Origin of the sequence: Rhodococcus sp. BH4 (assembly GCF_002079265.1) — a bacterium.
Classification (GTDB): domain Bacteria; phylum Actinomycetota; class Actinomycetes; order Mycobacteriales; family Mycobacteriaceae; genus Rhodococcus_F; species Rhodococcus_F qingshengii.
On record NZ_CP014941.1, the window covers coordinates 19477 to 40028 of the forward strand.

Here is a 20552-nt window from a genome sequence, read left to right on the forward strand (position 1 = left end):
CGCTGTGTGCCAAGCCACAGCGCAAGCGAACGTGGGGAGATCGAAACGTGAAGAGCAGAGCATGGTGGGCGGCCGGGGTCTCCGTCGCGGCACTGGTCATGGGTGCTGTGACGGCCCCTGCCGCAACGGCGGAGCCGGCGGATTTCTACACGCCGCCGGTCGAGCTTCCGGCAGGTGACAACGGAGATCTCATCAAGAGTGAGCCGTCACCACTGCTGCTGAGCGTGCCCGGATCGAACGGTGCGTGGCCGGCAACCGCCACCAAGATCATGTACCGAAGCGAGGACGCCAAGGGCGCCCCCGTTGCCGTGACGGGCACCTATCTCGAACCGTCGAACCCGTGGACCGGGCAGGGGGCGCGTCCACTGGTTGCCGCAGCGGTAGGAACGCATGGGCAGGGCGATCAATGCGCACCGTCCAAGCTGTTTAACACCGGTATCGAGTACCAGTTCCCGACGGACGTCATGGTCGGCTACGAGTCCATCTGGGTGAACACGTTGCTGCTCAACGGCATTGCCGTCGTTGTCACCGATTACGAGGGCCTCGGAACTCCGGGCGATCACACCTACGTCAACCGTGAAGCCGAAGCGCACGCCGTTCTGGACTCGGTGCGAGCCGCTCAGCAACTCCCGAACACGAGCATTCCCGCCGACGGCCCCGTCGGACTGTGGGGTTACTCGCAAGGTGGTGGAGCTGCCGCTGCCGCAACGGAATTGAAGCCGTCGTATGCTCCTGAGCTTGATCTCAAGGGCACGTATGCAGGCGCTCCGCCCGCCGATCTGGCGGCGACGCTGCAGCAGGTCGACGGCACGTTCCTCACCGGAGTGATCGGCTACGCGCTCAACGGGATCCTTGCCCAGTACCCCGAGGTTCAGCCGCTGCTCGACGCCGAGATCAACGATCGCGGCCGACAGATGTTGGCCGCCACCAAGAACCAGTGCGTCGCCGAAAGTGGATTGCAGTTCGGCTTCCAGCAGTCGTCGAGCTTCACCAATTCCGGTGAATCACTCTCCTCGGTTCTGGCGCGTCTACCCATGGCGCAGGCAATCCTCGACGAGCAGAAGATCGGCAAGCTGACGCCGGAGTCGCCCGTGCTCATTCAGCATGGCCGCTCCGACGACATCGTTCCGTTCGGCCAGGGGCAGCAACTGGCGCGAGACTGGTGCGGCAAGGGCGCGACGGTGCAGTTCTCCGTCAACGAACTGCCCCCGATCATTCCGGGACTGGCAATCAATCACGCGACGCCGTACCTGGTGGGTACCCCCGAATCCATCGGATACATGATCGATCGCTTCAACAACGTCCCGGCACCGTCCAACTGCTGAACGTGAACATCGAAAAGCCCCGGAACACAATCTGTTCCAGGGCTTTTCGTATCTCGATTAAGCGGTCTTCTCGGCCGAGTTCTCCTCGAGGCGAGGGGGTGCGGAAGCGACCGGCGGATGCTCGCGTCGGCGGCTCTTGAAGAACACCGCGCCACCGATCACCGCAACACCGGCGATGACGAACACGGTGACGCGCTTGCGACCGCGAGGCTTCTCGGTGCGTTCCGTGGATTTCGTGGGGATGGCCTTTGCGCGCTCGACGCCCTTCTTGGCGAGGACTTTGCCCTGACGACCCAGGAACAACCCGACCTGCCCAGCGCCGCGAGCGACCGACGTCGCGACCACCGCGGCGATACGGCGAGCGTTGTCGGCTGCCTCGGACTCCTTGATGCGAGCAGCTGTCTCTTCGAGGTAGGCGGCAGTCTCGTCGAAGGTGTCCTCGACGCGGGCGCGCGCGTGATCGAAGGTGTCGGGCAACTGCGTGCTGAGGGACTCGGTCACTCGTGTCATGACTTCACTGTGCCATAACAGTGGGGCGAGGACAGGGAGACTTTTGCGGGGCGACATCCGCGAGAACGCCGGCAATGGCACGATGGTGGTGTGACTTCAACTCATCAGACCGCAACCGCAACGCTGCACACGAACCGCGGCGACATCAAGATCGCTCTGTTCGGCAACCATGCGCCGAAGACCGTCGAGAACTTCGTCGGCCTCGCCGACGGCTCGAAGGAGTACACCACCGCAAACGCCGCCGGCACCAAGACCGGCCCGTTCTACGACGGTGCCATCTTCCACCGCGTCATCGACGGCTTCATGATCCAGGGTGGCGACCCCACCGGAACCGGCACCGGCGGCCCGGGCTACAAGTTCGGTGACGAGTTCCACCCGGAACTGCAGTTCGACCGCTCCTACCTGCTGGCCATGGCCAACGCAGGCCCGGGAACCAACGGCTCGCAGTTCTTCATCACCACCGGCCCGACGCCGCACCTGAACCGTCGCCACACCATCTTCGGTGAGGTTCTCGACGACGATTCCAAGAAGGTTGTCGACGCTATCTCCTCCACCGCCGTCGATCGTGGCGATCGTCCGCTCGAGCCCGTCGTGATCAACAGCATCACCATCTCCTGAACAGGTAAAACAAGCAGATGACGAACCCCGGTTGGGGCGGCGGTGCGAGTGAGGGCATCCCGCCCCAACCGCGGTGCGTCCGCCATCCAGATCGACCTACCGCACTTTCCTGCAATCGTTGTGGACGACCGGCGTGCCCGGACTGTCTCCGCGAGGCGGCGGTGGGATACCAATGTGTTGACTGTGTAGCTGCCGGTCAGCGTGACGTCCGCCCCGTTCGGGGCGTCGCCGGAAACACCGTGAGCCCCGCCCGTGCGATCCCGATCGTGACGTACACCTTGATGGGGCTCAACGTCCTGGCGTTCCTCGCCACCTTCGCGCAGTCGCGAAGCATCATGAACAATCAGGTCGGCTCGTCGATCTTCGCGAACTGGGCACTCAATCCGGGTCTGGTCGCCAGCGGTGACTGGTTCCGGCTCATCGGCTCCGGGTTCTTGCACTTCGGCATCTTGCACCTCGCGGTCAACATGTACGCCCTCTACATCCTCGGACGCGACACCGAAATCGTGATGGGCCGCTCGAGGTACATCGGCATCTACCTGGTTTCGCTTCTCGGCGGTTCAGCCTCGGTGATGGCATTCCAGCCGGTGTTCTCTTCGCTCACGGCCCTGTCCTGGACTGCTGGGGCGTCGGGAGCGATCTTCGGCATCATGGGCGCACAGGCAGTCCTTCTATTGCGTTTGCGTCGAAGCCCGGTCCCGATCATCTCGGTGATCGCGATCAATGTGATCATCAGCATTTCGCTGCCCGGGATCTCGTTCTGGGGTCACGCGGGAGGTCTGGTGGCAGGTGCCGCAACGGCCGCTGCATTCCTGTACGCCCCGCAGTGGTTGGGCGCCGGTGAGAACCGCGTGAAGGCGGTGCGGATCGGCTGGATCGCTTTTGGTGCCGTCACTGTGGTGACGTTGGGAGTCATCGTGCTCCGCGTCGTTCAACTGCGCGAACAGCTGGGAATCAGCTAGCAAGAATCCTAGGGCCCAGCCGTTCTATGGCTCAGCCGCCGATGATGGACTCACAGGCGAACGTGATCTCGAAGCTCGACGTCGCCGTCGGGTTGCCCTTGTCCCGGGCGCCGATTCCCTCGCCCGTCACCACGAAGGTATTGCCGTCCTGCTTGGCACTGGCAGATCCGCCGGGCAGTCCCGGTGCGTATCCGGCGGTGTACGGCAGACCGTTCGATCCACCCTCGCTTCCGGCGATTCCGGCAGTCTGAACCGTGCCGGATTCATCGACGATGGCCGAGACGGTCAACATGCCGTAGGTGGGATTTTCCGCGTCGAGCAGTGTCATGACTGTCGTGCCGTCGTCCTTTGCGCACTTCGTCTCGAATTTGGCGTCGAGCGTCTTCCCGCCGACGGTGGCCGAGGATGTAGCGGACGAGGCGCCGGCAGCGCTCTTGTCGGAGTTGGTCTTGTCGGAGTCGCTGCCGCAGGCGGAGGCGAATATAGCGACCGCCGCGAGGGTGGCAGCGACTGAGGTGGAGGACCGGCGGGTCATCGTGGTCCGAACCAACTTCGTCATGTTCTGTCCTTCAAGTCACGCGGTGCGTCCGCACTTGCTCTGGCTGTTTCGCCGACAACACTAGCCAGTGACTCGGTGCTCGTAGCTCTAAACCCCCAGCTCAGACGGGTTTATCGCCTTCGACTGTTCAGGGACGTTCGTCGGGCTGCCCGGGATCATCTGCCGGATCTTTGGGAGCAATCGCACATGCAGAGACGGCTTCTGTAGAGATTGTCCACATAGGTTGGGCTCGGTCGTGCTTCTACTGTGGCTTGAGTCACTTCGTAGATAGCAACGCTGACCTTTTCCGAGGAGTACCCCTGCCATGACCTCCACCGATAGCACCACCACTGACGGTGGGGTTGCGCCGAGCGAGATCGAATCTCGCGTGGTGAAGAAGGTAGCGCGCCGGCTGATTCCCTTCCTGATCCTGCTCTATTTCGTGAACTATCTGGATCGTACGAACATCGCCTTCGCGAAGCTCACCATGAGCGCCGACCTCGGGATGACCGAGACGATGTTCGGCCTTGCGTCCGGTCTCTTCTTTGTCGGCTACCTGCTGTTCGAGGTGCCGAGCAACCTGGCCCTGCACCGCTTCGGCGCCCGGCTGTGGATCGCGCGGATCATGCTCACCTGGGGCATCCTTGCCGCTGCGCTGGCATTCGTGCCTAACGTGGGCAGCCTCTATTTCCTCCGCATTCTGCTGGGCATCGCCGAGGCCGGCTTCTTCCCCGGAGTTCTTCTCTACCTGACCTTCTGGTTCCCGAAGAAGTACCGCGTACGCCTGATGGGCTTGTTCCTGCTGACACTTCCGCTCTCGTCGGCGCTCGGTGCCCCGCTCTCGGCCGCCATCCTCCAGTACGGCGACGGACTGTTCGGCCTCGCCGGATGGCGCGTGATGTACCTGATCGAGGGTCTGCCCGCCGTGATCTTGGCGTTTGTCGTCTGGTTCTACCTCACCGATCGTCCCGCCGACGCAAAGTGGTTGACCCTCGAGGAGCGCACCTGGCTGATGAAGTCGATGGCCGACGAGGAGAAAGAACTCGGCGACGCCGGTCACCAGTCGGCCGGTAAGACCCTGCGTGATCCCCGCGTCATCGGTTTCGGTCTGGTCTACTTCGGAATCACCTACGGGCTTTACGCTTTGAGCTTCTTCCTGCCCAGCATCGTCGCGGGATTCAAGCAGACGTTCGACACCGATTTCTCGCTCGTCGAGACAGGCCTGATCGTGGCCGTCCCCTACGCGATCGGCGCTGTCGCGATGGTGCTGTGGAGCCGCCATTCCGACAAGACCGGTGAACGAATGTGGCACGTTGCAGCCCCGACGCTCCTGGGCGCGGTATCCATTCCGATTGCGCTGTACCTGGATTCACCGTTTACCGTCATGATTGCGGTCTCGCTCACTGCTGTCGGCGTCCTCTGTGCGCTCCCCGTCTTCTGGTACCTGCCCACCACGTTCCTGACGGGTGCCAGCGCGGCCGCGGGTATCGCCATGATCAACTCGATCGGCAATGCGTCGGGCTTCGGTGCTCCGTACATCACCGGCTGGCTCACCGATGTGACCGGAAATGCCAAGGCAGGCCTGTGGGTGGTGGGCGCCGTGATGCTCTGTGCCGCAATTCTTGTGGTGGCGCTGGCCAAGCGATCGAGCAAGACCGCTCAGATCTGACCGAGTTTCCCCGCACTGGCACGAAGCCGGATCAGGAGCGCAAGATCGAGCGCCTGGTCCGGCTGACGCCACTGTGTACCGATCAATCGGTCGATCGATTCGAGGCGTTGGTACAGAGTGTTGGCGTGAATCGCGAGCGCGGTGGCGGTCGCAGAATGTTTGCAATTGTGCGACAGGTACGACGCGAGGGTGTCCAGAAGTGGAACGCCGCGTCGTTGCTCCTCCTCGAGGAGAGGGCCGAGGGACCGCTGCGTCAGCGATTCGAGTTCTTCGCGGCCGGTGCGGCTGAGGAGAATTCGGTAGATACCGAGTGAACTTGCCGGCTCCACGTGGGAGGCCCGCCCGAGAGTCTCGAGGACGTCGACGGTGTGCTGTGCCTCGACATAGGCTCGCGCCAGAGCTTCCGCTCCCACCGCGGGATCGGCGATTCCGACGGTCGGGTTCTCCGCCGGCTGAACCCACGCCTTCGCAACTGCTGCCGGTGACATTCCGGGAATCAGTGCGATGACCCGTGAACCATGTTCGGCAACAACGGTTCCCGAGGGGAATGCAATTTCCTCGATACTGCGCCGCGCACGGTCGACGGCGTCGGCCGGGCGGGCCACCACGACGGTGTATGAGCGGTCGGGGTTGAGTCCAGCCAGGCGGAACTGACCGGTGACTTCGGCCGGCGTCGGCGCTGGCCTGGTGATCAGATCGACCAGAAATGCGTCGCGTGCTCGACGGGTGGCTTCCCTGGCCGCCCGTTCGCCGACCAGTGCCAGCGCAATGGCGGGAGCAGACCTTTCGAGTGCCAATCTCATGGCGGCGGTGGGTTCATGACGCGAGAGTAGGAACAGAACTCCGAGTTGGTCACCGGCACTGCGCACTTCGGTGGCGAACAGGAACTGCTCACCGACGATGAGCGTCACTTCCTGCTCGCGTCGGTCAGCGGCAAAGATGTCGAAGACCCGATGCACGCTCTCGCTGACCCGTTGCAGTCCCGGTGGGATCTCGGATGTTCCGGTCACGAAGAACACGGGCGAGCCCGTCGACGCCGAGGTTTCCTCCACGAGTTCACGGACTCCACCGCCGCGCAGGACAACTTGTGTGAGCGAACGATCCCAGGTCAGCGTCTGTTCGAGAAGTGCTGTGCGCTTGGCAAGTTCGGTGTTCGCTGCATTCACTTCTGCAACCGTCGCGCGATAGCGTTCGAGAGAGCGGGCATTCTCGATGGCTACCGAGGCATGAGCTGCGAGGGCGGACAGCAACGCAACTTCCTCGTTGCCGAATCGACGCTCCTGACGCTTGCACGCGCAGAGGGCACCCAGGATCTTGCCGTTCAAAGTCAGCGGAACGGCCAACAGGCCGCGCATGTTCTCGGCCCGTGCTGCGTCGTCGGCCGGTCCGATATGTGCAAACGAGGGATCGTTTCGGTAGTCGGGAGACCAAGCAGGAGAAGAGTTCTCGACCACGCGACCGATCAGACCTTCGCGGAAGGGAACCGTGAGGCCGAGCAATTGGGAGGTGTACGCACCGCTCGTGACTTCGATGATCAAGATGTCGTCGTGAATGAGAGCAAGGTACGAAAGGTCGACGCCGAGTAGTCGTTTGGCCTGATCCACGATCTCCTGCAGGAGGGCGTGGTGATCGTGCATCGTGGTCAGCAGCGACGCGATGTCGTTGAGTGCCCCGAGTTCGGTGGCGCGCTGTCGGCGCTGAGCCAGGAGACTTCGTAGTTGAAGCGCCGATCGGGCTTCTCGCTCGATCTCGGCGGCGACCTCGGGGCCTGACCCAGCGGCCAACTGATCGCGGTGTTCGATCAGTTCCTCGGTGGATGCCTCGGCCAGGAGAAGCTGTAGCCAGTTCTCGTGCATCCGCGCTCCCTTGTCAGACCAACTCGTCAGACCAACTCGTCAGACCAATGATGAGTATGGAGAGAATGTCCATACAGTTTCCGGTTTCTCGGAGTAAATCTACATGGGGCGGTGTAGCCGCCGTCACTATCGTGGAGACATGACACTCCTCGAGGCGCTCGGCTCGCAGATCGATGCGGATCGACTGATCACCGACCCCGACATCATGGCGAGCTACATCCACGACGACGCCGAGTGGGCTCCCTACGAGATGCCGGTCGCAGTGGTCCGCCCGCGCACAGCCGAGCAGGTACAGACAGTTGTGCAGGCGTGCATCGCCCACGGTGCGCCCGTCGTCACGCGCGGAGCCGGAACCGGTCTGTCGGGCGGAGCCAACGCAGTCGCCGGCGGCGTCGTGATCGCATTCGACGCGATGAACGCCATCAAGGAGATCAACACCCTCGAGCGTTTGGCCGTGGTCGAACCCGGAGTGGTCAACGATCACCTCCGCGACGCCTGCGCCGAGCACGGCCTCTGGTATCCGCCCGATCCAGCCAGCGCGCCCTGGTCGACGATCGGAGGCAACGTCGCGACCAATGCCGGCGGCCTGTGTTGCGTCAAGTACGGCGTCACCAAGGACTACGTGCTGGGCATGCAGGTGGTCACCGGAACCGGTGAGCTGGTTCGGCTCGGGCGTCGAACTGCCAAGGGAGTGGCTGGGTTTGATCTCTCGGCACTCATGGTCGGCTCCGAAGGCACTCTCGGGGTGATCACCGAGGTGACCGTCAAGCTTCGTCCTCAGCGCGATCCCGAACGCACCATCGTCGGATACTTCGACTCCATCGTCGCTGCGGGCAAGGCCGTCGAAGCCGTCGCCGCAGACGGTCTCACGCCGTCGGCCCTCGAGTTGATCGATCGGCAGTGTCTCCTTGCCGTCGATGCCTGGAAGAACATGGGCCTCTCGGCTGACGCCGAGGTGGTCCTGCTCGGCCGCATCGACACACCGGGCGAGATCGGCGACGCCGAAGCTGAGCGAATGTTGGCCTGCTTCAACCGCTCTGGAGCTACCTGGAGCGCCAGATCCACCGACCAGGAGGAAGCCGACGCCCTGTTCTCCGCCCGGCGTCTGGCATACCCCGCCCTCGAGCGGCTCGGCCCGGTGCTCACCGAGGACATCTGCGTCCCCAAGGCGGCGGTCCCGGAGATGTTGGCGCGCATCGAGGCCATTTCGGCCCGGCACGACACGCACATCGCGAACATCGCGCACGCGGGTGACGGCAACCTGCACCCGCTGCTGATCACGCCACACGACGACGAAGCGGCGCGGAGGCGCGCTCAGGCCGCTTTTGCCGAGATCATCGACAATGCCCTCGAGTTGGGCGGAACCGTCACCGGTGAACACGGCGTCGGCCTGTTGAAGATGGGTGGTTTGGCGCAAGAACTGTCACCAGCCGTCGTCGCGATGCATCATGCGATCAAAGGCGCACTCGACCCCCACGGAATAATGAACCCCGGCAAGGTGATCTGAAAGGCCGGGTGATCTGAAGGCTGGCTCCGTAACCGAATCGGTTTCCGGAGTTACGCCGTCGAAATGACGAGTTCCTACGCTCGAGTTGAACCGTTTGGCCAACTCGACGTATGGAGTGATGAATGTTCTCTTCCGATTTGACGCTGGCAAGTGTTGTTCCGCGGCGCGTGGAGACGGTCGAGGCCGTCCGGGCGGCAATCGCTCTCGACGGCGCCGCGGTCTTCGGTGGCCTGCACACCGAGGAAGATGCCCTTGCCTTCGCGTCGAAGTTGCTCGGTGAGAAGTGCATTCGCGTCGGCCGCCAGTTCGAGGCGAGTGCCAAGAGTCAGGATGCCGAAGCAGCTGTCGTCGACACGCAACCCGTGGACGAACGCGGCCGCAAGCGCTCGTTCGGTATCTCCGGCGAGCGGATGACTGCCCACAACGACGGTTTCGCGTTCGGCGATTACGCTCCCGACTATCTGTTTCTGTGGTGCAAGCGCCCGGCGTACCCGAGTGGCGGCGACTCGTTTCTCATCGATGCGCTCAAACTGACGCGGTTGCTCGCCTTCGATCCCACAACCGCTGAATTGGCCGAATTCTGTTGGAGCACAGACATCGACCATTCGGAACCGAACTTCCCGCAGAACACATTTGCGCCGATCGCCAGGACGGTGCCGAGTGGACGCAACCAGGTTCGCTATCACCCGTACCTCGCGCCGATCGCCGGTGAATCGGAAGTAGCGCAGTGGCCGCTGGTGAAGCAGTGGAGTGAGGCTGTGATTCACGTGCGCGACAGCGGTCCGATGTTCCGCGCCGAAGCCGGCGAGATGATCTGCATCGACAACTACCGGGTACTGCACGGCCGCGACGGATACACCGACCCCGGCCGTGAGCTGTACTCGATCTGGGGATGGTCGAGCGACGCAGTCGCGGTGCCGCAGCAGGCTCTCGACATCGTGCAACCGGACCTCGCGGCACTGGCCATGTAGGTAGCCCGCGCTTACTTCTCGGGCGGCACCAAACCGTGAACGGCGAGCACGTCCAGGACGTCCTCAGGCGACGTGCCGAGATCCCAGCGTCCGAAGATCAACAGCTTCTCCGTGTCGGTGGGACGGTCGACGATGTCGATCTCGAGCATCGGGACGCGTCGACCCAGACGCGGGTAGCGGACGAGACGCACGCGGTCGATCTGTTCGCGGGTGAACTCGTGGCGGGCGCGCAGTCGCTGCACCGCGATCGACTTGGTTCCCGCGTCCTCGATCACAGCCAGGCGGGGACGCTGACGCAGGGCGAGTCCGCCCATCACGAACAGCCCGATCACCGCGAGGGCGAGCAGGAAGCGTCCGGCAGGCTCCGTGGGCGCGATTATCGAGGCGATCGCGAGGGCAATTCCGCCGCCGAACATCGCGTAGACAACACCCATCGGAGTGGCCCACGAGACGACTTCCGTGGCGTTGTCACGAGGCTGTGGATGAAATTCATCCTCGAGCATGTGGATAACTTCCTAGGTTGTCCACAGGAGTTATCCACAATGGGGATGAATGACACCCATGTAATTGAATGACGGTCACGATCCGGGTCGAATCAGATACTCGCTGGTCAGCGCCATCTCATGGTCATGACAAGGCCGACAACCATGAAACCGAAGCCGACGAGGAAGTTATAGTTTCCCAAGTCGTTCATCCACGTGATCGAATCCGCGGCCAAGTAGTACACAATCAGCCACGCCAGGCCGACAAGCATGAATCCGAGCATCACCGACACGTACAACGTGCTCGACGGACCCATCTTCACCTTCACCGGAGTGCGGTTTGCCGGGTTGACTGTGTAGTCGTTCTTCTTACGGACCTTCGACTTGGGCATGACGTCCTCGCTCTACGGTGTGACCTGCATGTGTTACCTACACGCTAACGTAGCTGTGTCCAGTTGGTCACCGGCCGACCTGCACAATCCGGGAGGAGCCAAGTGTCTTCGGGTGAATCTTCACGAACCGTCTGGCACATCGGTGTACTTGCCGTCTGCCTGGTAGCCGGTCTGATGGTCGCCACGGCGCAACGATCCGCCGAGGAGAACCAGCTCCAGGTCACCGAAAGCACCAGGCTCTCCGATCTGGTTCGCAGCGCCCAGGCCAATGCCGAAAAAGTCTCGGCCGACCGGGACGAACTTGCCGCTCAGCTCGATTCGCTGCAGCAAGACGCCGCTCGGTCCGACGCCGGAGTGGCCGCCGCGCTCGGTGACATCAAGAACATCTCCGCCGACGCGGGACTGACGGAGATGACCGGCCCGGGTGTTGTCGTCACCATGACGGACGCCCCGCGCAACGCCGACGGCAAGTATCCGGTCGACGCCACCCCGGACGACCTCGTCGTGCATCAGCAGGACGTCCAGAGCGTGTTGAACGCACTGTGGGCCGGCGGGGCCGAAGCGGTGGGCATGCAGGACCAACGGATCATCAGTACGTCGGCGCCGCGGTGCATCGGAAACACTCTTCTTCTGCACGGCCGTACATACAGCCCGCCGTATGTGATGAGCGCGATCGGCGACGTTGCGCGCCTCGAGGCGGCACTCGCTGCCGAACCGGGCATTCGGATCTACAAGCAGTACGCGACCCGCTTCGGCCTCGGGTACACGCAGGCAACGCCGTCGCAGATCACGGTCCCCGCCTATACCGGCGGATAGCACGGGCGTTTACCCTGCTCTCATGAGGATTCTCGTCGTCGACAACTACGACAGCTTTGTGTTCAACCTGGTGCAGTACCTCGGCCAGCTCGGAACCGAAGCCGTGGTCTGGCGCAACGACGATCCACAACTGACGGCAGACCTCGAGGGTGCAGTAGCGCAGTTCGACGGCATTCTCCTGAGCCCGGGCCCCGGAACTCCACAGCGCGCGGGAGCGACGATGGATCTGGTGAAGGTCTGTGCCGACACCAAGACCCCGCTGCTCGGCGTCTGCCTTGGACACCAGGCGATCGGTGCGGCTTTCGGCGGAACCGTCGACCGCGCGCCCGAACTGCTTCACGGCAAGACGAGCTTGGTTCATCACAAGGACGTCGGCGTCCTGGCCGGGCTGCCCGATCCGTTCACCGCTACCCGCTACCACTCGCTGACGGTTCTCGAGGACACCATTCCCGAGGAGCTCGAGGTGACCGCACACACCGAGAGCGGCGTCGTGATGGCGATGCGTCACCGCGAACTGCCGATTCACGGCGTCCAGTTCCACCCCGAGTCCGTACTCACTCAGGGTGGGCACCGGATGCTCGCGAACTGGCTCGCAGTCTGCGGTGAGGCGCCTCCGGAAGGACTCGTCGCAGCCCTCGAGGCCGAGGTCGCGTCGGCGCTCGGTGGCGCATTGCCCGCAATTCTCTGACACCTGTCCACAAAAAAGTGCCTCCCGGAAATCTCCGGGAGGCACTTTTTCACTTTGCTAGCGGCCGGGGATTCCGAGCGCTCCGACGCTGACGGTGATGACCGCGTCCTTGGAGATCTCCGAGCCCGGAGGCTGCGTCTGCGAGACGATCTTGCCCACCATTTCCGGGGTGAGCGTCGTGCTCTGGTTCTGCACCAGCTGCGATGCAGTTCCCGCCCAACCGGCTGCGCGAAGCGTGCTCAACGCCTCCGACACCGTCTTGTTGGTCAGATCAGGCATCGCGACCTGGTTGCCATTGGACACTCGTAGCGTCACGGTCGAACCCTTGGTGGCCGACGTACCGCCGGTCGGGTCGGTCGAAACAACCTGTCCCTTCGGCAGACCCGAATCGATCTCCGTGATCTGGACGACGAACCCGGCACCTTCGATGTTGGGCCTCGCCACCTCTTCACGCTGACCGGTGACATCCGGGACACGAACCTGCTCCGGTCCGGTGCCGACGGTGATCGAGACCGCGGAATCGAGAACAACCGACACTCCGACGGCAGGATCCTGATTTACGATCTTGTCGACCTCGGCGACGGTCGATGCCGCCTTGCCGATGGTCGGATCAAGTCGGAGTCCGACGGAGTTGAGCTTCTTCTCCGCGTCGTCCTGGCTCAGCCCGGTCAGGCGTGGGATCGCGACCTGCTCGGGTCCGGTGGACACGTCGATGGTGACGGTGCTGCCCTTCTCGATACGCACCCCGGCAACCGGACGCGTCGTGATGACGTTTCCGGCGGCGATCACCTTGTCCGTCTTCTGCTGACGCTCCACCTGGAATCCGGCGTTGGTCAGCGTCGCCTCGGCGACGTCGGCGGGCTGGTTGGTCAGGTCACCCGGAACGGTCACCATCTCGACCTTCGGCGAGTTCACCCGAATGAGGAAGAACGTCACCAGACCGATCACCAGAAGCGCCGCGACGCCCATCAGGGCGTAGCGTCCGCCCTTCTTCTTGGCAGGCGGCTCGGCGGCGCGAGTTGTCCGCGCAGCAACCGGCTCGACCGGATCGGGAGCAGTGCGGTAGTTCCCGGTGTCGGAGCCGACGGCGCCGAGGATGGTGGTGCGGTCCTCGTCGTTCATCACCATCGGAGCACTCGGACGCTGACCGCCCAGGACACGCACCAAGTCGCTGCGCATGTCGCCGGCGCTCTGGTAGCGGTTGGCCGGGTTCTTGCTCATCGCCTTGAGAATGATCGAATCCAGCTCGCGCGGAATGTCGGGATTGATCTCCGACGGCGTCTGCGGATCTTCACGAACATGCTGGTACGCCACGGCGACCGGTGAATCACCCTTGAAGGGCGGCTCGCCCGTCAGAATCTCGAACAGCACACAACCGAGCGAGTACACGTCCGATCGCGCGTCGACCTGCTCACCTCGCGCCTGCTCCGGCGAGAGGTACTGAGCGGTGCCGATCACGGCGGCCGTCTGCGTCATCGGGCTCGACGCGTCGGAAATGGCACGGGCGATACCGAAGTCCATCACCTTCACGGCGCCGGCACGGTTGATCATGATGTTGGCGGGCTTGACGTCGCGGTGCACGATGCCGTTGCGGTGGCTGAAGTCCAGCGCGGCACAGACGTCCGCGATCACTTCCATCGCCTTGCGCGGAGCCATCGGCCCGGTGCTGCGCACGATGTCACGCAACGTGTCGCCGTCGACGTACTCCATGACGATGTACGGCAGCGGCCCGGCGTCGGTCTCGGCTTCACCGGTGTCGTAGACGGCCACGATCGCCGGATGGTTCAGCGCAGCAGCGTTCTGCGCCTCACGACGGAACCGCAAGTAGAACGTGGGATCGCGCGCGAGGTCAGCACGCAGCACCTTGATCGCGACGTCGCGGCTGAGTCGGAGGTCGCGCGCCAGGTGAACCTCGGACATTCCGCCGAAGCCGAGAATCTCACCCAGCTCGTAGCGGGAGGAGAGATTGCGGGGTGTCGTCATTGGTCTTGTCCTAGCGGTTCTTCAGCGTCTCCGGGATCCGCCAACGGCTCAGTGGTCGTTGTGGTCGTCGTTGTCGTCGTGGTGGTGGTTGTGGTCGTCGGAGTTGTTGTTGTCGTGGTCGGAGTTGTCGTTGTGGTTGTCGGCTCGGTCGTGGTGGTCGTCGGCCGAGTCGTCGTTGTTGTTGGCTCGGTGGTCGTCGTTGTCGGCCGAGTCGTCGTCGTGGTGGGCTTGGTCGTCGTCGTGGTCGGCAATGTCGTGGACGTGACGACGGGCGGCGTCGGGTCGCTCGGACCGTCGGTCGCGATCCAGACTCCGCCGATGATCAACGCCAACAAGATCAATCCGCCGCCGGCCCATGCCACGGCCTTCTGCCCACTGGTCAGTCCGCCGGCTGCCGCGTCGTCCGTTGCAGCTGCGCCCGTCACCGGGCCCGCGTACGTCGGCGGCATGACCTGCGTGGCACCAGTTGCCGGCAACGCGCTTGCGGCGCCGGTGGCGAGCAGACCGGGCGGCGGTGGACGCCTTCCTGCCCGAACGGCTGCAACGGCGTCGGCGAACTCACCGCCACTGGCGTAGCGGCCGGCCGGATCCTTGGTCAACGTGATGTCGATGAGCTCGCGGATGTTCGGCGGCAGGTCGGCCGGCATCGGTGCCGGGGTTTCCTGCACGTGCTTCATCGCGACGGTCAGCGCGCCGTCACCGGTGAACGGGCGTCGACCCGAAAGTGCTTCGTATCCGACGATTCCCAGCGAGTACACGTCACTCGCCGCGGTCGCGTCCTGACCGAGGGCCTGCTCGGGCGCGATGTACTGGGCGGTGCCCATCACCATTCCCGTGCGCGTGACAGGTGAGTTCTCGACGGCCTTGGCGATGCCGAAGTCCGTGATCTTCACCTGGCCAGTAGGCGTGATGAGGATATTGCCCGGCTTCACGTCGCGGTGCACGACACCGGCGTCATGTGCGACCTGCAGGGCGCGGCCGGTCTGCTCGAGCATGTCGAGGGCATGCGGAACCGCCAGGCGGCCGACGCGTGCCAGGACGGCGTTGAGCGGTTCACCGTTGACGAGTTCCATCACCAGATACGCCGTGGAATCGCCCGAGCTGTCACGGGTCTCGCCGTAGTCGTAGATTCCGGCGATACCGGGATGGTTGAGCTGCGCGGTGGTGCGGGCCTCGAAGCGGAAGCGCTCCAAGAACTCCGGATCGGAAGAGAACTCGGACTTGAGTACCTTGACGGCGACGCGACGGTTGAGCCGGGAGTCGGTGGCTTCCCACACCTGACCCATCCCACCGGTGGCGATGAGACGGATCAATCGGTAACGATCGGCGATCAAAGCGCCGTTGTTCAACGCCACGGTTCAGCCCCCTTGGATTCCGGCTGCGATGACTGCACGACCGATCGGCGCAGCAACCGAGCCACCGGTAGCGGCAAGTCCGCGGTCACCACCGTTCTCGACGATGACGGCCACGGCGACCGTCGGATTCTGCGCCGGTGCAAAAGCGATGTACCAGGCGTGCGGCGGAGTTTCCCGCGGATTCACGCCGTGCTCGGCGGTACCGGTCTTGGACGCGATCTGAACGCCGGGGATCTTGCCGTCGCCGCCGGTGAAGTTCTCCGAGCCGATCATCAGATCGGTCAGCGTGGCCGCAACTGCCGGCGAGATCGCCTGACCCATCGACACCGGTGACGGCGTACTGAGATCGGTCAGATCGGGTGCCTGCAACTGGGAGATCAGGTTGGGCTGCATCCGCACACCACCGTTGGCGACGGTAGCGGCGATCACTGCGTTCTCGAGCGGGGTCACCGCGACGTCGCGCTGGCCGATACTGGTCTGGCCGAGGGCCGCGTCGTCGGAGATGTCGCCGACCGTGCTGTCTGCAACCGGCAGCGGGATCGCGGGAGTGTTGGGTCCGATACCGAAGGCGCTGGCCTCGTCCTTGATGGCGTCGGCGCCGTCTTTGATGCCCAGTTCGACGAACGCCGTGTTGCACGAGCGCGCAAACGCGTCGCGCAACGACGCCGTCGGGTTGGGGCCGCACGTGCTGCCGTTGTAGTTCTCGAGGGTCGTGCTGGTGCCGGGCAGCGTGATCTGCGGAGCCGCGGTCAGCTGGTCGTCCGGCGTCGCACCGTTGCCAAGAGCTGCGGCCGTGGTGAGCACCTTGAACGTCGAGCCGGGCGGGTAGGTCTGCGAGATCGCGCGGTTGACCAGCGGATCGTTGGGATCGGCATTGAGCTCGTCCCACGCCTTCGTGGTTTCGGCGCCGTCGTGGCTGGCAAGCAGGTTCGGGTCGTAGCTCGGAGTGCTGACCATCGTCAGGATGCGTCCGGTGCTCGGCTCGATGGCGACGACGGAACCGGTGTAACCCTTACTGGTCAGCTGGTCGTACGCCACCTGTTGCATCGCCGGATTGAGCGTCGTGACGACGTTGCCGCCGCGCGGATCGCGTCCGGACACAAGGTCGAAGAAGCGCTGGCTGAACAACCGGTTGTCCGAGCCGTTGAGAATCGGATCCTCGGTGCGCTCGAGGCCGGCGCTGCCGTACTGCATCGAGTAGAAGCCCGTGACCGGTGCGTACGGGTACGGATTCGGATACTCGCGCAGGTACTTGTACCGGTCGTCGGTGGCGCGGGAGGCGGCAAGCACCTGACCGGAAGCCGAGATCTGACCTCGCTGGCGTGAGTACTCGTCGAGCAGCACCCGCGAGTTGCGCGGGTCGGCTCGCAGGTCGTCAGCTTTGATGACCTGTACGTACGTGGCGTTGGCGAGGAGCGCGACGACCATCACCATGACGGCCATCGCGACGCGGCGCAGTGGAGTGTTCATACGCGCGGCATCATCTCGGTATTGGCGTCAGCGATTGGGGGCGGACCTTTCTTCTTCGTCACTACCGGCGCACGAGCCGCGTCCGAGATCCGGACGAGGATGGCCAGCAGTAGGTAGTTCGCGAGCAGCGACGAGCCGCCGTACGACATGAACGGTGTTGTCAGACCCGTCAGCGGGATCAGCTTGGTGACGCCGCCGACGACGACAAAAATCTGGATCGCGATCGTGAACGACAGACCGGCGGCGAGCAGTTTGCCGAAGCTGTCGCGCACGGCCAACGCCGTACGCAGGCCGCGCACGATGAGGAGCAGGAACAGCATCAGCACAGCGGCCAGGCCGATCAGGCCGAGCTCTTCGCCGATGGTCGCGATGATGAAGTCCGTCTTCGCGAACGGCACCTGGTTGGGGCGGCCGCTGCCCAGACCTGTTCCGGCGATACCACCGGTGGCCAGGCCGAACAGCGATTGCGAGATCTGATAACCGGTATTGGCGTAGTCGCCGAGCGGGTCCAGCCAGGTGTCGACGCGAACGCGCACGTGTCCGAACATCTTGTAGGCGAAGAAGAATCCGATGGCGAGCAGTCCGCCGCCGATCACCAGCCAGCCCACACGCTCGGTCGCGATGTAGAGCATCACCAGCACGGTGCTGAAGAGCAGCAGCGACGTACCGAGGTCGGTTTCGAAGACGAGCACGCCCACCGAGACGATCCAGGCGAGCAGGATCGGGCCGAGGTCGCGGGCACGCGGAAAGTCCATGCCTAGGAAGTGTTTACCGGCCGAGGTGAACAGGTCGCGCTTGGCGACGAGCACTGACGCGAAGAAGATGATGAGCAGGATCTTCGCGAACTCACCTGGCTGAATGCTGAATCCGGGCAGGCGAATCCAGATTTTTGCGCCGTTCACGCTCGAGAACTTCGCCGGCAGGATCGCGGGAATCGCCAGGAACACCAGGCCTGCGAGGCCGAGTGTGTAGCTGAACCGCGCCATCAGGCGGTAGTCCTTCAAGAACACGAGCAGCAGCACGAAACCGGTGATCGCCAATGCAGTCCACATGACCTGCTGGTTCGCATCCGGTGACGGTGCCTCGACGCCGTTGTAGAGCGCTGTCTGTTCGTCGGCGAGGTCGAGTCGGTGGATGAGCACCAACCCGAGGCCGTTGAGCAGGGCGACGATCGGCAGCAACAGCGGATCGGCGTACGGCGCATACCGCCGAATTGCCAAGTGCGCGATCAGGAACAAGCCCGTGTACGCGAGCGCGTACTTGGCCAGATCGAGAGTGATCTTCTGTTCCTGGCTCGCCTCGACGAGCAGAAGCGAGACCGTCGTGATGATGACGGCAAAGCCCAGGAGCAGCAGCTCCATGTTTCGACGGGTCGACTGGACCGGCGCCGGGGCAAAACCTCCGGGCGGACTCGGAAAAGCCGTCCCCGCAGCTGCGTTGGACGACATCAGTTGACCGTCCTGCAAGTCTGACCGGGAATGTCGGTCGGCGTCGGCGTAGTCGTGGGTGCCGCCGTCGTCGGCGCAGCAGGCTCCCCGGGCGGTGCGGGGGGCGGCGTGGTCTCCGGTGCCGGCGGGGGAGTGGGCGTGGCCGTCGTCGTCGGAACCGGCTCACAACGAGGCAGCAGATCGCCGCCGATGAGACGGATCATCTGGCTCTGCGCATCTTCACGCTTGCCGGACGGCAGCCCGGCGCGCACCTGCTCCTGCGCCGACGGCTGCAGATCCGTCACCTCGAGGATGTTGCAGTTGCTGGGAATCGCGTCGGGGGAGACGAGGGTGAGGACGTCGTCGTCGCCGACGCAACCCACCAGATCCGCGTCTTGCAGCGAATAACCGAGCACCGAACCGGGGATTCCGCGCAGCACCGTCACGCGGCCGTTGTCTTCGCCGACGTAGTAGTTGTTGCGGATGACGGCGCGGCCGATCACGGCGCCGACGCCGACCAGCGCGATCAGCACCACGGCGAGGACCACCCACCACAACCGGTTCCGCTTCTTCTTCGGTTCCGGTTCGGGTTGGGAGACAACTCGCTTGGGCGTCGCGCGCGGCGGACGCATGGCAGCGGCGCGGCCGGCAGCGGTGTTGGGGGGAGGGGCGTCCTCTTCCTCTTCCGTCGACGCGGCGCCCGCGACGATGGGATGCGACTGGCCGTAATCGAGGTCGATGACATCGGCGACGACGACAGTGACGTTGTCGGGACCGCCGCTGCGCAGCGCCAATTCGATGAGACGGTCGGCGCACTGCTCCTGCGAGCCCTCGCGCATCGTGTTCTCGATGGTCTCGTCGCTGACCACATCGGAGAGGCCGTCGGAGCAGAGCAGGTAACGATCGCCGGCGCGGGCTTCGCGCACGGTGAGCGTCGGCTCGATCTCGTTGCCGGTCAACGCCCGCATGATCAGGGATCGCTGCGGGTGCGTGTGTGCCTGTTCGGCGGTGATCCTGCCCTCGTCGACCAACGACTGCACGAAAGTGTCGTCGCGGGTGATCTGCGTCAGGTGGTCGTCGCGCAGCAGGTAGGCGCGCGAGTCGCCGATATGCACGAGGCCGAGCTTGCTGCCGGAGAAGAGGATCGCGGTGAGCGTGGTGCCCATGCCGTCGAGTTCGGGTTCTTCCTCGACATGATCGGCGATGGAATCGTTGCCCTCACGGGTGGCTGCCTCGAGCTTGCCGAGCAGATCCTCGCCGGGCTCGTCGTCGTCGAGATGCGCCAGAGCGGCAATCATCAACTGCGACGCGACCTCACCGGCCGCGTGTCCGCCCATACCGTCGGCCAAAGCCAACAGGCGTGCACCGGCGTACACGGAATCTTCGTTGTTGGAGCGCACGAGACCGCGGTCGCTGCGCGCCGCGTAGCGGAGAACAAGGGTCACGGGCGTAGCTCGATTACCGTCTTGCCGACGCGAACCGGAGTGCCCAGCGGCACGCGCACCGCAGTGGTGACCTTGGCGCGGTCCAGATAGGTGCCGTTGGTCGAACCGAGATCCTCGACGTACCAGTCAGCGCCGCGCTGCGAGAGCCGCGCATGGCGCGTCGACGCGTAATCGTCGGTGAGAACGAGCGTCGAATCGTCGGCGCGGCCGATCATGACCGGCTGTGAACCCAGGGTGATGCGGGTACCGGCGAGGGCGCCCTGCGTGACCACCAGGTACCGAGGCACCTTCGCCTTGCCCAGCGAGGGCAGGACCTTTCCGGCGCGGGTGTACCGCGGCGGAACCCTGACCCCGGAGCCGGCATAGATGTCGGAGCGGAGAGTGCGGAGGACTGCCCAGACGAACAGCCACAGTAGGAGCAGGAAGCCCGCCCGTGTGAGTTGCAGAATCAGGCCCTGCACGGCTGTCCACCTCCTTCTATGGCTCGAGCCCCGCCGCAGCGGGGTTCGAGCATTGTCGACTGGCAGCATCATAGGGG

At 64.1% G+C, this 20552-nt stretch carries 19 protein-coding genes; 8 read left to right on the forward strand and 11 right to left on the reverse strand.

All coding sequences use genetic code 11. The annotated features are described in order from the left end of the window. Positions 1–47 precede the first annotated feature (47 nt). The gene (locus tag A0W34_RS00085; protein WP_081557151.1) at positions 48–1325 is read left to right on the forward strand and encodes a lipase family protein; all 1278 of its coding nucleotides are present in this window, start codon (positions 48–50) and stop codon (positions 1323–1325) included. Positions 1326–1382: 57 nt separating this feature from the next. Here the strand turns inward: A0W34_RS00085 and A0W34_RS00090 are convergent, their stop codons facing one another. Further along, positions 1383–1835: a hypothetical protein gene (locus A0W34_RS00090; protein ID WP_039973062.1), complete on the reverse strand. Its 453-nt coding sequence runs from the start codon at positions 1833–1835 to the stop codon at positions 1383–1385. A 90-nt stretch (positions 1836–1925) separates the two neighbouring features. Between A0W34_RS00090 and A0W34_RS00095 the strand changes: the two genes are divergently transcribed. Next, on the forward strand, positions 1926–2453 hold the full coding sequence (locus A0W34_RS00095) for a peptidylprolyl isomerase (RefSeq protein ID WP_081557152.1): 528 nt from the start codon (positions 1926–1928) through the stop codon (positions 2451–2453). Between the two features lie 17 nt (positions 2454–2470). Then, positions 2471–3415, forward strand: a complete 945-nt coding sequence (locus tag A0W34_RS00100) for a rhomboid family intramembrane serine protease (protein WP_030536709.1) — start codon at positions 2471–2473, stop codon at positions 3413–3415. 31 nt (positions 3416–3446) lie between these two features. Here the strand turns inward: A0W34_RS00100 and A0W34_RS00105 are convergent, their stop codons facing one another. After that, entirely contained in the window at positions 3447–3974 is a 528-nt protein-coding gene (locus A0W34_RS00105) for a lipoprotein LpqH (RefSeq protein WP_081557153.1), read from the reverse strand. A gap of 304 nt (positions 3975–4278) precedes the next feature. Here A0W34_RS00105 and A0W34_RS00110 point away from each other — a divergent pair, with 304 nt between their 5' ends. Further along, a complete protein-coding gene (locus A0W34_RS00110) occupies positions 4279–5622 on the forward strand; it encodes an MFS transporter (RefSeq protein ID WP_081557154.1) in 1344 nt (447 codons plus the stop codon). On the opposite strand, the gene A0W34_RS00115 is transcribed toward A0W34_RS00110, so the two are convergent. Then, positions 5613–7478, reverse strand: coding sequence for a helix-turn-helix domain-containing protein (locus A0W34_RS00115; RefSeq protein ID WP_063315333.1), 1866 nt, complete (start codon positions 7476–7478; stop codon positions 5613–5615). The two genes, A0W34_RS00110 and A0W34_RS00115, sit on opposite strands and share 10 nt — an antisense overlap. A gap of 139 nt (positions 7479–7617) precedes the next feature. Here A0W34_RS00115 and A0W34_RS00120 point away from each other — a divergent pair, with 139 nt between their 5' ends. Continuing rightward, positions 7618–8985, forward strand: coding sequence for an FAD-binding oxidoreductase (locus A0W34_RS00120; RefSeq protein ID WP_024487653.1), 1368 nt, complete (start codon positions 7618–7620; stop codon positions 8983–8985). Positions 8986–9107: 122 nt separating this feature from the next. Further along, positions 9108–9956, forward strand: a complete 849-nt coding sequence (locus A0W34_RS00125) for a TauD/TfdA family dioxygenase (protein ID WP_081557155.1) — start codon at positions 9108–9110, stop codon at positions 9954–9956. A gap of 11 nt (positions 9957–9967) precedes the next feature. Here A0W34_RS00125 and A0W34_RS00130 read toward each other — a convergent pair whose 3' ends face one another. Together A0W34_RS00130 and crgA are read right to left on the reverse strand one after the other, a co-directional pair. Next, positions 9968–10459 carry a PH domain-containing protein gene (locus tag A0W34_RS00130; RefSeq protein WP_063315331.1) on the reverse strand — a complete coding sequence of 164 codons (492 nt, stop codon included), beginning with the start codon at positions 10457–10459 and terminating at the stop codon, positions 9968–9970. 107 nt (positions 10460–10566) lie between these two features. Beyond that, positions 10567–10830 (reverse strand): cell division protein CrgA, encoded by a 264-nt coding sequence (gene crgA, locus A0W34_RS00135; protein ID WP_003942576.1) that lies wholly within the window; start codon positions 10828–10830, stop codon positions 10567–10569. 102 nt (positions 10831–10932) lie between these two features. On the opposite strand from crgA, the gene A0W34_RS00140 reads away from it, so the two are divergent. Both A0W34_RS00140 and A0W34_RS00145 read left to right on the forward strand, forming a co-directional pair. Further along, a complete protein-coding gene (locus tag A0W34_RS00140; protein WP_003942461.1) occupies positions 10933–11646 on the forward strand; it encodes a DUF881 domain-containing protein in 714 nt (237 codons plus the stop codon). A gap of 22 nt (positions 11647–11668) precedes the next feature. Continuing rightward, positions 11669–12334, forward strand: a complete 666-nt coding sequence (locus tag A0W34_RS00145; protein ID WP_003942537.1) for an aminodeoxychorismate/anthranilate synthase component II — start codon at positions 11669–11671, stop codon at positions 12332–12334. A gap of 57 nt (positions 12335–12391) precedes the next feature. Here A0W34_RS00145 and pknB read toward each other — a convergent pair whose 3' ends face one another. The 6 genes from pknB to A0W34_RS00175 are packed head-to-tail and all read right to left on the reverse strand — an operon-like array spanning position 12392 to position 20475. After that, the gene (pknB, locus tag A0W34_RS00150) at positions 12392–14317 is read right to left on the reverse strand and encodes a Stk1 family PASTA domain-containing Ser/Thr kinase (protein ID WP_081557156.1); all 1926 of its coding nucleotides are present in this window, start codon (positions 14315–14317) and stop codon (positions 12392–12394) included. Then, positions 14314–15672 carry a protein kinase domain-containing protein gene (locus A0W34_RS00155; protein ID WP_081557157.1) on the reverse strand — a complete coding sequence of 453 codons (1359 nt, stop codon included), beginning with the start codon at positions 15670–15672 and terminating at the stop codon, positions 14314–14316. Before A0W34_RS00155 ends, pknB begins: the two co-directional genes overlap by 4 nt. A 3-nt stretch (positions 15673–15675) precedes the next feature. Further along, on the reverse strand, positions 15676–17142 hold the full coding sequence (locus A0W34_RS00160; protein WP_007735774.1) for a peptidoglycan D,D-transpeptidase FtsI family protein: 1467 nt from the start codon (positions 17140–17142) through the stop codon (positions 15676–15678). Beyond that, complete coding sequence (locus A0W34_RS00165) at positions 17139–18590, reverse strand: FtsW/RodA/SpoVE family cell cycle protein (protein ID WP_007735775.1); 1452 nt, start codon at positions 18588–18590, stop codon at positions 17139–17141. The genes A0W34_RS00160 and A0W34_RS00165 overlap by 4 nt, the downstream gene beginning before the upstream one ends. Continuing rightward, complete coding sequence (locus tag A0W34_RS00170) at positions 18590–20014, reverse strand: PP2C family protein-serine/threonine phosphatase (protein WP_030536701.1); 1425 nt, start codon at positions 20012–20014, stop codon at positions 18590–18592. Before A0W34_RS00170 ends, A0W34_RS00165 begins: the two co-directional genes overlap by 1 nt. Continuing rightward, complete coding sequence (locus A0W34_RS00175) at positions 20011–20475, reverse strand: FHA domain-containing protein FhaB/FipA (protein WP_003943418.1); 465 nt, start codon at positions 20473–20475, stop codon at positions 20011–20013. Before A0W34_RS00175 ends, A0W34_RS00170 begins: the two co-directional genes overlap by 4 nt. Between the last annotated feature and the right edge of the window lie 77 nt (positions 20476–20552).